The sequence below is a fragment of the Flavobacterium sp. U410 genome, from assembly GCF_053570605.1.
In genome coordinates, this window is the sequence record NZ_JBSEFI010000014.1 from 1 (window position 1) to 12,049 (window position 12,049).

Annotated in this window: 10 protein-coding genes and 1 pseudogene; 7 read left to right on the forward strand and 4 right to left on the reverse strand. The window is 32.8% G+C overall.

The genetic code is table 11. From position 1 onward, the window contains the following. From ACUSJC_RS10195 to ACUSJC_RS10225, 7 genes and pseudogenes are all read left to right on the forward strand, one after another. Nucleotides 1-325 (forward strand): annotated as a pseudogene (locus tag ACUSJC_RS10195) (hypothetical protein); the annotation flags it as partial. 23 nt (nucleotides 326-348) lie between these two features. Beyond that, nucleotides 349-888 carry a hypothetical protein gene (locus tag ACUSJC_RS10200; RefSeq protein WP_449269473.1) on the forward strand — a complete coding sequence of 180 codons (540 nt, stop codon included), beginning with the start codon at nucleotides 349-351 and terminating at the stop codon, nucleotides 886-888. A gap of 85 nt (nucleotides 889-973) precedes the next feature. Beyond that, complete coding sequence (locus tag ACUSJC_RS10205; protein WP_449269474.1) at nucleotides 974-2,614, forward strand: hypothetical protein; 1,641 nt, start codon at nucleotides 974-976, stop codon at nucleotides 2,612-2,614. Further along, entirely contained in the window at nucleotides 2,563-3,213 is a 651-nt protein-coding gene (locus ACUSJC_RS10210; RefSeq protein ID WP_449269475.1) for a hypothetical protein, read from the forward strand. Before ACUSJC_RS10205 ends, ACUSJC_RS10210 begins: the two co-directional genes overlap by 52 nt. Nucleotides 3,214-3,298: 85 nt before the next feature. After that, on the forward strand, nucleotides 3,299-4,228 hold the full coding sequence (locus tag ACUSJC_RS10215) for a T9SS type A sorting domain-containing protein (protein ID WP_449269476.1): 930 nt from the start codon (nucleotides 3,299-3,301) through the stop codon (nucleotides 4,226-4,228). A 188-nt stretch (nucleotides 4,229-4,416) separates the two neighbouring features. Beyond that, nucleotides 4,417-5,832, forward strand: coding sequence for an MBL fold metallo-hydrolase (locus ACUSJC_RS10220; RefSeq protein WP_449269477.1), 1,416 nt, complete (start codon nucleotides 4,417-4,419; stop codon nucleotides 5,830-5,832). Between the two features lie 149 nt (nucleotides 5,833-5,981). Then, nucleotides 5,982-7,058: a LysM peptidoglycan-binding domain-containing protein gene (locus tag ACUSJC_RS10225; RefSeq protein WP_449269478.1), complete on the forward strand. Its 1,077-nt coding sequence runs from the start codon at nucleotides 5,982-5,984 to the stop codon at nucleotides 7,056-7,058. A 5-nt stretch (nucleotides 7,059-7,063) separates the two neighbouring features. Here ACUSJC_RS10225 and ACUSJC_RS10230 read toward each other — a convergent pair whose 3' ends face one another. From ACUSJC_RS10230 to ACUSJC_RS10245, 4 genes are all read right to left on the reverse strand, one after another. Then, complete coding sequence (locus tag ACUSJC_RS10230) at nucleotides 7,064-7,540, reverse strand: GyrI-like domain-containing protein (protein ID WP_449269479.1); 477 nt, start codon at nucleotides 7,538-7,540, stop codon at nucleotides 7,064-7,066. A 67-nt stretch (nucleotides 7,541-7,607) separates the two neighbouring features. Beyond that, nucleotides 7,608-8,555, reverse strand: coding sequence for a hypothetical protein (locus ACUSJC_RS10235; protein WP_449269480.1), 948 nt, complete (start codon nucleotides 8,553-8,555; stop codon nucleotides 7,608-7,610). Nucleotides 8,556-9,082: 527 nt separating this feature from the next. Beyond that, nucleotides 9,083-10,402 (reverse strand): 30S ribosomal protein S12 methylthiotransferase RimO, encoded by a 1,320-nt coding sequence (gene rimO, locus ACUSJC_RS10240; protein WP_449269481.1) that lies wholly within the window; start codon nucleotides 10,400-10,402, stop codon nucleotides 9,083-9,085. 155 nt (nucleotides 10,403-10,557) lie between these two features. Further along, nucleotides 10,558-12,048, reverse strand: a complete 1,491-nt coding sequence (locus ACUSJC_RS10245) for an OmpP1/FadL family transporter (RefSeq protein ID WP_449269482.1) — start codon at nucleotides 12,046-12,048, stop codon at nucleotides 10,558-10,560. Nucleotide 12,049: the final 1 nt, after the last annotated feature.

Genomic DNA, 12,049 nt, shown 5'->3' on the forward strand with positions numbered 1-12,049 from the left:
TGGAATACAAGCAAATGATAATAATAGGGAGCCTTTTAGTTTAAATATAGGAACATTAAAAAAAGAAATATTTGAAAACACAACGTATTATTTGACAGAATATCAGGAGTATAATATTTTTGGAGGAGGGTATTTTAAAGAACCTTTCCCCTCTGGTTCTGGTTCAAATACAGATTCTCAATATACAGGCGAACTGAGCATAACCAAATTAGATTTTACCAATCATATAGTATCAGGAACTTTTTGGTTTGATGTACAACATCCTGTTACAGGAGAAAGAATAGAAATCCGAGAAGGACGTTTTGATACTTTATTTACAGAATAATGATAAAACAAATTATAGAATCAATGAAAAAAATAGTATTATTAGTATTAGCAGCTTTTACTTTAGGCTGCTGCAATAAAGATGATGACAGTAATGCTTCTTTACCACCAGCAACACAAACCGGTGCAGGAACGTTTGCCTGTTATGTAAACGGAGAAGCTTTTATAGACACCAGTGGAGGTTGGTTTAACTGTTTTTACCAATATGTAGATGGGGAGTATTATTTTTCTATTAGTGGGGATGATGAAGATTATAAATACACTTCTAGTCCATGGAGTGTAAATTTGGGAACTATAAAAAAAACTATCTCAGAAGGAGAAATTTTAATTTTAAATGAAATTGTAGAAGGAAATGCAGGAGCAGTAGTAGGATTTTCTATTTCTTCATCTAATTATCAGATATCAGAGACTTCTAATGATTTTACAGGCGAACTGACCATAACTAAATTAGATTTTACCAATCATATAGTATCGGGAACTTTTTGGTTTAACATTACAAATCCATATACAGGAGAAAGAATAGAAATCCGAGAAGGACGTTTTGATACTTTATTTACAGAATAAAAAAACAGAACCGTTTTGTGCCAACAAAACGGTTCGTTTAAAGCAAAACACAAAATTTATGTTTCACTAAATTCACTTTAAAATTATGAAAAAAATTTCATTACTCTTTTATACGATGCTCACAAGCTTATTACTGCATGGTCAAACTGAAGTCAACAGCACTTGGAAAAGTCAAATAACACCTATATTTGAAGGGTTAGACAAAGGAAAAATACCCCATGGAGTTCTCAATGATTTTGCCATGGAGTTTACTAATGTTCCGGCATATAACGGAACGCTTACAGATACTACTTATATCAGTGCTAATGTATTAGGGAGTATTTACAAAACATTGTTTATGGGAAAAGTAACGACTGATACTACTTATTTTCCCAGAATGGAAACAATTGCTAAAAACTGGGTCTCGCATCGCAATACGTATAATGAAGCAGAACAAAATACTATGGTGATTGCCGGGTTATTATACCAATATTCCCGGATCAATAGCAATGCACTGACAAACGGAAAAATAACTGTTTCAGATAATAAATATTATGATAAGTATGTAGGCGGGGTTTGGCAAAATCCTTATGAAAGTCTGAAAACTATAGCATTTACACCAGCTGTAAATCATTATAATAAAAAGTTTTTTGGAGTAGTACTTCCTCAAGATTTAATGCTTAGTAACAATGATCTCATAGAATCTATTCAAGTAAATTTTAATGATGGTACAGGAATAAAAAACGTAGCGTTTGACCAAAAGGTATATGCTAATTATACCCAAAACGGAACATATGATTGGGTTTTTAGAGTTACACTTAGTGATGGCTCTGTCTTATACAGCCAAACGAAGATGGAAATTGAGGAGCAGGAAAGTCAAGTACAGGCAGCTTTAAGTCTTACCTCAACAATAACTGCAGCTTACGACAATAATGTTTTTATAGCACATCCGGATGCTGCTTCTATTTTTGCTAAAAAGGGAGCCAAACTACGTATAGATTATGCACCATCACACAATGGACAAATAGTAAAGCCATTTATTGTAGCCGAAGGTTTTGACTCGGGAACGGTATTGACCCCGGAAATAGAAGGAGGAGATAGAACATTATTTGGTGATAATAGTTTCATGAATGATTTACAAAATACCAGTAATTTACGAAATCTTCTATTATTTGATACTTCCCAACAATACGACATCATTTATATTGACTGGCAAAATGGTACAGCAGATATCAGAGAAAACAGTAAAGTGTTGCAACAGGTATTGGCATGGGTAAATGCTAAAAAACAGCAGGCAGGTAGTACTTTTCAAAATGTATTATTAGGGCAAAGCATGGGCGGTGTTATAGGGCGTTATACGTTGGCAAAAATGGAACAAGATAATATATCTCACGATGTTCGTTTGTTCATCGCTCATGATTCGCCTATGCAAGGAGCTAACACTCCTTTGAGTACACAATATTTTACTCGCCATATGTATGATAATTATACCGAAGCACCTATTTTATATGGAACCTTTGAGTATTTAATTCCTACAGTATTAAATTTTGTAGAATTATTGTCGCTAGGTAATATCAATGTAGCATTTCCTTCATTGAACGATGTTTTAACCCTGCAAGATACTCCGGCAGCTTTACAAATGAACTACCATTACGTTGATAAATTAAGTAACCCTACAATGGCTATTCATGCTGCTTGGCAACAGGAATTAGAAGCAATCGGCTTCCACAGCTTAGTAGAAATATAGCGATAAGTAATGGTAATGAATGTGCAGTGGATCATGGGTTTAATGCCGGAGATAAAATCATTAGTTTACATGATTTACATAATCCCGATGTTTTTGGTGATTTACTTCACATGATTATAACGCCGGCAATAGGAACATTAGTCAACGATTTTACTTTAGTTATTTTAGGTATTTTGCCAGGATCCAGTAAGTATTTTTTCGATTTTGATATTCATACAAATCCTGCAATTAATGCGACAGATAGAAAGGTGTATGATGGAAAAATAAGATATGAAAAGAAACTTCTTTGGATGATTAAAATTTCTCATACTATTACAGAAAGAACCAAAAATGCTCCTTCAGATTACTTACCTTTTGATACGTATTCCGGAGGATATTATAATATAACAAATATAACAGACAATATTCCGTTTAGTATTCCAAGCAATTCGTTTGTTAATATAAAATATGGTTTTATACCAGTTGTAAGTGCTTTAGATATTAAGCGAAATAATAGTAATGTTAACTCTTCTGATTATTTAAAAACATATCATGGAGGGGTTGTTAACTATTCAGGACTTTCTACTTCTTTTGACAATTTTATTGTAGATTTTCAATAGAAATAATCCTATAAACAATGCGCACATTTCTTTTCAAACTAGAAATGGTAATTGGTTAGCAAAAGAATTAAATGAAGAAAATAATTTGACGGAGGATTGTTCTAACTTTTGTTCTAATGCCGCAATTAATGGAATTTCAACACTATGTACATCAAGTATATATTCAGTAACTAATGAGGCAACATCTTGTACTTGGTCAATAACCGAAGGGAATAGTATAGTAACCTATATTATTAACGGAAATGAAATCACACTTACTAAAGTTAATGGACAAAGCGGCTATGTTACTTTAAATGCTACCTACAGTAATACAAAATGTGGATCCGCTACCATTTCTAAAAGAATTTGGGTAGGCACTCCAAAAATAACCAATAATACACTTAATGGACATACTACCACCTCGCCAATGACAATAGAAAGTTATTATGTAAATAGTCCGGGACAAGGTATTGTAGATTATCAATGGACTATTGAGGTTGTAAATTTAAGCAGTGATTGTACCTGTACAATAAATAGTGACGGACTTATTATTTGTCCTTCAGGAACAAGTTTAGCCCGATTTTATGAGTCTGGAACTACTACATATACGACAACAAGTCCTATGGCAACAGTTGATTTTAGAACATGTAAAGGACAGTATTTAATAAAGTTAGTAGCTCGAAATTCTTGCGGTTCTACACTTGTAACAAGTAGTTATATTACCATAAAATCTGCCCAAGATTGCGATACTAGTCTTAAAGCATTTCCTAATCCGGTTACAGATAATGAATTAACAGTTGTGATGCGTCCTGCTCCTGGTGATCCTTGTGGAGATGATGTGATAACATTAAAAGTTAATAATGAAGAAAAAGAGCCTATAAAAATTTATGATTTTTATGGAAACATTGTGTATTCAGGTACAATTGAAAGAGGCGAAAATAAAATTTCGGATCTTAATTTAAAATCAGGAAATTATATTCTTAATGTATTTGCAAAAACAGGAGAAGTGATTAGAGAAGTGATTATAGTGAAGTAAATGTATTAAAATAGTAAAAAGCAACGGCTTTCAAATATAACTGAAAGCCGTTTTTTTTTTACTATAAAATTGTTTATTCTAGTTTGTAACATATTATAATTAAAAATGAGATTATTCTTAAATGACAATTATCATTTTTTGTCCTACAAAACCGAACTATCTTGCATTGGCAAAAATAAAGTATAAGTATGAAGGTAGAACAAATTTACACCGGCTGTATAGCACATGCTGCTTATTATGTGGAAAGTAATGGAGAGGCAGCGATTTTTGACCCTTTACGCGAAGTGCAACCTTATATAGATAAAGCTGCAAACGATAACGCGAAAATTAAATATGTTTTTGAAACACATTTTCATGCCGATTTTGTTTCGGGGCATTTAGATTTGGCTCAAAAAACCGGTGCAACTATTGTTTACGGACCAACAGCGAAGCCTAACTTTGAAGCACATATTGCTACAGATGGAGAAGTTTTTCAATTGGGCAAGTGCCAAATCAAAGCGCTTCATACTCCGGGACATACGTTGGAAAGTACGACATATTTGTTACTAGATGAAACGGGTAAAGAGCACGGAATTATTTCCGGTGATACGTTGTTTATTGGTGATGTAGGTCGTCCGGATTTAGCGCAACACGTCATTGCTGATCTCACTCAAGATAAGTTGGCACGAATGTTATTCCATTCGCTACGCGAAAAAATTATGCCTTTAGCAGACGATTTAATCGTATATCCCAATCATGGTGCCGGAAGTGCTTGTGGTAAAAAAATGAGCAAGGAAACCACGGATACTTTGGGAAATCAAAAGAAAACCAATTACGCCCTTCGCTCGGATATGACAGAAGATGAATTTGTTAGTGAATTGTTGAATGGGTTGGTAACGCCTCCGGGATATTTTCCTAAAAATGTAGTGATGAATCTTAAAGGATATGAATCTTTAGACGAGGTTTTAAAACGTGCCCAAACGCCATTTTCTGTGAGTGAATTTGAAAAGGTAATTCAACAAGAAGATGTCCTAATTTTAGATACCCGAAGTGCTTCTGATTTTTCGAATGGCTTTATCAAAAATAGTTTAAATATTGGTGTTGATGGAAGTTTTGCAATGTGGGTGGGCGAAATGATTTCCGATATCAACCAAAAAATAGTATTGGTAACCGATCCGGGTAGGGAAGAAGAATGTATGATTCGCTTGTCGAGAGTAGGTTACGATCATACCATTGGTTACTTAAAAGGAGGAATGGACCATTGGCGAAAAGAAGGAAAACCATTTTTTGAACAGTCTCGAATTACAGCGGTAGAAATGCAGGAAATGATGGATTCGGTTCATCCGGTTTTAATTGATATTAGAAAGAAAAGTGAGTTTGAAGCCGAACATGTTGTAGATTCGGTTAATATTCCACTCAATCAGTTGTATCAGTCATTAGATCAGTTTCCGGAAGATAAATTCTTTATCATTTTTTGCGCCGGAGGATATCGTAGTATGATTGCGGCATCTATTTTACGTCAAAAGGGATTTATCAACTTTGTTGACGTTATAGGAGGTTTTAAAGAAATAGGAGCAATAACAATTCCATGTTCGGAATACGTTTGTCCTTCTACTTTGTTATAATAATTGGGTTTGTTAATAGTAAGTTTGGCCTGAAAGTATCCATTTTTTGAATCGCTTTCAGGTCGAATGCACTTAACCAAATGCAAAACTTTTATTAAAAAAGACTTCTTTATTCTAAAAGTTTTTATCTTGCAATCATAAATTTTGGAATGAAAAAAGCAATAAACATACTTTTTTTACTTTTAGGTATTCAGTTTATAAATGCTCAGGAACAGCAACATAAAGTTCGTTCCGGTGAGACTGTTTATGCTATTGCTAAGAAATATAAAGTCAAAGAAAAAGAGATTTTTGAAGCCAATCCGTCGATAAAAGATAAACCGTTGGCTATCGGAAAGGTATTAGTGATTCCTTCCAAGAAAAAACAAGAGCCTAAAACGGAAGCCGTAGTCATTCCACAAACGCATACAGTTGCAAAAGGTGAATCTTTTTATAGCATAGCCCAAAAATATCAACTAAAACTATCCGATTTACAACAAAACAATCCCGATTTGGACGCCAAAGATCTGAAAATCGGTCAAGAAATCTTTTTAAATAAACAAAGGGTTGAGGAATCACCTAAAGTTGTGGTTGAAGAAACAGCGAATGAAGTAGAAGATGATACACAGGCTGAAGATTTAATTCACGTTGTAAAAAAAGGAGAAACGCTTTATAAAATTGCGAAAAAATATCAGACAACAGTTCAGAATATAAAGGATTTAAATCCTTCAATGAAAAAAATATTGCCTACCAATTATCAATTGGTAATTAAGAAAGGGATTCCTATAGATAATGAGGTCGTTGAGGTTGTTGCGGTGAGTGAAGATGAAATTTCAGAGGTAGCAGAAATTAGTACTTCGGCATTGTCAAAAGCCGATTTGTTGATTGAAATAGCTTCAGGATATTTAGGGACTCGCTACAGAAGCGGTGGAACAACTGCAGCTGGTTTTGATTGTTCGGGTTTAATGTGTACTACTTTTGAAGAAATTGACTTTAATTTGCCCAGAACTTCCGGAAGTCAGGCAGCAATGGGATCAAAAGTTAAAAAAAGACAAGCACAAAAAGGAGATTTAATATTTTTTGCTACAAATAGAAAAAAAACAATCAGTCACGTAGGTATGATTACTGAAGTAGATGGGGACGAAATTAAATTTATTCATTCTTCAACGTCTTCGGGAGTTATTATTTCCTCTATTCGTGAGCCTTATTACGCTAAACGCTTTGTTCAAATTAATAGAGTTTTAAATTAAATCATCTATTTTTTTATTGGAATCCAAACTTCTTCTTGACTATCAGGATGATTGTTGATATATAGATCACCGAGAATTTCAAAATGAGGTCTGTTATCGACATTGTAATTGCTTGCCGGCATCCATTCTCCAAAAATATATTGCGAAGTAATTGCAAAATCTGCCGGAATTCCTTTGTGTAGAAAAACGGCATATTCTCCGGCAGGTAATTCAAAGGTTTCAAAACCTTCCGGAACATAATCGAAATTTTTTACTTCTACTAAAGCATGTTTGGTAAATTCAGTAAAAGGAGTAAAATCCTGTAAACTTTCAAAATCGTAAACCTGCAACGAAATCAAATCGGCTGAAACCGCATTTTTTATTTCTTTCAGGCGAGGCATTAATTGTTTCCAAATAGAAACGGTTTTGTCGTCAGCTAAAGTGGTTGGTGTAGAAAAACCAATTAGTTTTTTGGGCTGAATAGTTTCAATTCGTAAAAACATATCATTTATTTTTGGTAAAAATAAAAAATCCCCATTGAAGAAAAGAATGGAGATTTTAGAATATAAATTATTTTTCTATTGCTTTAGCGAGTTCTTTAAGATCTTTAGAACCTATGTTGTAGGATATGGGAGTGTATTTTGTATAGACATATTCCCCCGTTTTTGAATTAATTACTGAAATATATTTGTCTGTGCTGCTTTTAATGTAAACTAAATAATAGAAAGGTTCTGTTGAAGAGAGTATCTTATTGTTTAGTTCATTAGTCGAAATTAATTCATAATTAAAAGAATAATCTTTAAAAATATCTTTAGCATCATGCTTTTTACTTTCGTCACCTGTAAACTTGTTGAATTTTATAAGGACATAATCAGGTACATAAATGGTCTGATTTTTTAAGTTTTTTAATTCAGAGGTGTCAGGGAAATATTTGTATAAATCTCTTTGTTCTTTTTTGTTTAAAGCTGTCATTAAGTTTTGAAGATAATTTTTTAAGATTCCTTCACCCCAGTTTCTAATATGATTTTTACCGTCAAATTCTTCTTCATATATGTTTTCAGGTAACATTAGAGTATTAAAATCAGTAAAAAGTTCTATTCTGGAAATAACTAATTTGTCATCCAATGATAATTTTTTCTTCTTTTTCTTGAAGAACTTTTCAGTACATGTCCAAAGTTCTAAGTAAATATGGGTGTTAGACCAATTTAAACCACTTTTCATTTGTCCATTGTAACTTTGTACTTCTGTTTCATATCCTCCAATTGAGAAAAAATAATTATTAGGAGATAAATAAGAATTGATTTGACTATAGGTTATAAATTCAATTTTAGAAAATGTCCAATTATCTTTAAAAACCTGTATATATTTTTTAGAAACTTCTGAATCTAAATTATTCATAGCAACATAAGTCGTATTGTTTTTTACTTTGTCAATTTGGTCAATTTCAGAAATTGAAAATTGGGCATAAAATGTTTTACTGATAAGTAGAAAAACAAATAAAGTGAATGTCTTTTTCATTTTGAAAGTATATAAAAAATTTAAAATCATTCAAATATAAAAATAATACTATTCGTTAATTGAACCGAAGCAAATAATTAATTAACTTTTTTTACTGTTTCTTGATAATTAGGAGAATAAAAAAAATCCCCATTGAAGAATGAGGATTTTCGGATTGAAAACTATGGATTAACTTAAAAGTTAATCATTTATGAAAAAGAACTAATTTCTCGATTAAACTGATTATTTTGTTTAAGCGAAGACGCTCTATTCTTAAATTATTTACACGTTGCCTGAAATGTTTTCAGAATCAGTTTTTAGTTAATTAGGACTAATTCACAATCGTTTTCAATAATTGTCAGAGCATTCTTCTGCTGGGTCGATATTACATTTTTAGAACGTAAATTTTGATAATCGTTTTTTGAACTATTGATTTGTTTGAGTCAAATGTAGGACTACGGAAACAAAAAAAACATGATAAATATCATGTAAATAAAAAAATCCTTGAAATTTTTCAAGGATTTAAGTTTTTTATAATGAATGATGCTTTATGAAGCAGTTATTGGTTCAGCATATAAATCAAATTCTGTGGCATCAGTTACTTTCAGATCAATGAAATCGCCTGTTTTTAAATAGAATTTAGAAGCATCTACTAAGACTTCATTATCTACATCCGGACTGTCAAATTCGGTTCTTCCGATGAAATATTGACCTTCTTTTCTATCGATTACACAACGGAATGTTTGTCCAATTTTCTCTTGGTTCAATTCCCAAGAAATTTGTGCTTGAATATCCATAATTTCATTGGCACGTTCACGTTTAACTTCTTCCGGAACATCGTCAACTAGCGAATAAGCGTGTGTGTTTTCTTCGTGAGAATAGGTAAAACAACCCAAACGCTCAAAACGCATTTCTTGAACCCAATTTTTCAGAATTTCGAAATCTTCTTCCGTTTCTCCGGGGTAACCTACAATTAAAGTGGTACGAATAGCCATGCCGGGAACCGCTTTCCTGAACTCTTTTAAAAGGTTAGTCGTTTTTTCATACGTAGTTCCGCGACGCATTGATTTCAAAATGTTATCTGAAATATGTTGTAACGGAATATCTAAGTAATTACAGATTTTTGGTTCGCGTTTCATTAATTCTAAAACGTCCATTGGAAAACCTGTAGGGAAAGCATAATGCAAACGAATCCACTCAATGCCTTCAACTTTAACTAAAGCTTCTAAAAGTTCAGCTAAGTTTCTTTTTTTGTATAAATCTAAACCGTAATAAGTTAAATCTTGGGCAATTAAAATTAATTCTTTTACGCCGTTTTTAGCTAATTTTTCCGCTTCAATAACTAAGTTTTCAATAGGAGTAGAAACGTGTTTTCCACGCATTAAAGGAATGGCACAAAAACTACACGGTCTGTCGCATCCTTCGGCAATCTTTAAATAGGCATAATTTTTTGGAGTAGTGGTTAAACGTTCTCCGATTAATTCGTGTTTATAATCGGCACCCAATGCTTTTAGTAATAAAGGCAATTCTGTAGTTCCGAAAAACTGGTCTACATTCGGGATTTCTTTTTCTAAATCGGGTTTGTAACGTTCGGATAAACATCCGGTAACAAACACTTTGTCAACCAAACCTTGTTCTTTTTTCTCGGCATATTCTAAAATCATATTTACCGATTCTTCCTTGGCATTGTCAATAAAACCACAAGTGTTGATTACAATAATATTGCCTTCATCATTTACCGCTTCGTGCGTTACTTCTTTACCATTGGCTTTTAATTGTCCCATTAAAACTTCACTGTCGTAAACATTTTTAGAACAACCTAAAGTAACTACATTGATTTTATTCTTCTTTAACGATTTGGTTCTCATATAATTAAAAATTAAATCCAATCAATTTGACTAGAATTTTGATTGGCGTGCAAAATTACATAAAAAGTTTGAGTAATAGTAAGGTATAACTTTTTTATAACTAAAAAACCCGATAATTGATTATCGGGTTTTACTATTTTTATGTGTTTTTAAGCTTAGAAATTGATAGAGTACGTCAAAGTTACATTGTTTTGAGTAGTTCTGATTCTAGCGGTATCGTTCATTCCTGAAGAAATTAAATATTGATTGTAATTTCTATGCGAATTAGCATAAGCTAAATCTAATCGGCTTTCACCAAAACTATAACCAATACCACCACTGTATCCTGTTAAGTCACCCATAGCATAATCTACTTTGTATGGACTTTCTTCAAAACGATAACCTGCTCTTAAACTCCATTGTTTGATTTTGTATTCACCTCCTAAACGCACTTCAAGAGTATTTGTGAGTAAGTTGGAATTAGCTATGTTCAAATCTTGATAAGTAGCTTCAGCTTTAGGTTTAAAAGTAATATTGCTGTAGTCTTTGTAAGATACATCAGCACTGATTAAACCTTTTTTACCAAAAACATAGGCTGCACTTCCAGTCCATTTGCTTGGTGTTTGAAGCTTGTAAGTCGGGTAAATATTGGTAACGTTAGGGTAATAAAAGTCATGGTATACTTGAGAACCATCTGTGGAAATCGCGTCTATGGACTGAGTTAGCTCATCGTTTAGTCTGTACCATGTCGGAGATTCATAAGCAGCTCCAATTCTCAGTTCTTCAGTAACTTTTAAAATAGCACCTAAATTAAAAGAAAATCCGGTTCCATAAGTGTAAACTTCGTTGTCAAAATAGATGCTTTGAACACCTAAATTAGTACTATTGTTGTTACTTTCTTGTAAATGTGTTGTTCTTACATAGTCCGTGAAATGAGCATTTAAATTAAGACCAATAAATAAACGATCTTTATAAGATGTGGCGAAATTTCCGCTCAGTTTTCCATTAAATCCGGTTGTAGTAATGGAATTTTGTTGGTAATAATTCCCACCATTAGGAACATTACTTGTATAATTACCAGAACCGCTAGGATTTTCGTCAAATAGATACGTTTGATATCCTAAAAATGCCTGTTGATCTCCAAAACCTAGATTAGAATAATTGTAATTGCTTAAAATATTTGAAGGAACGCCTTGTGCATAATTTAAAAAATATTGTCCTATTGAATTATTCGGATTTGTTCCTGCAATAAAAATGTCATTGTCAAAATCATGTTGGTTTTCATAATTTAGGGCAATAGAAAACTTTTTCCAGTCACTGGCATGGTCATTGTTTTTGAAAACCAAAACTACACCCGCTTGATTGATGTCTAAATTGGAATTACTTTCTTTAGTTTGACTTCCGAAGTAATTCGATTTATTGCTTGAATTATAATTACTCGCTGAAAAACTAGCATAATTATTATTAAAAATAGCGCTCCCCGCAGGGTTTACATTTATAGACGATAAGTCTCCGCCAATGGCTCCGAAAGCTCCACTCATGGCTCTAAAACGAGCCGTTCCTGTTAAATTTTGAGTAGCATAACGCAAACCGTCTTCTTGTCGTATTTCTTGGGCATAACCAACTATACCCAATAAAAAAATGGATGATAAAAATATATTTTTCATA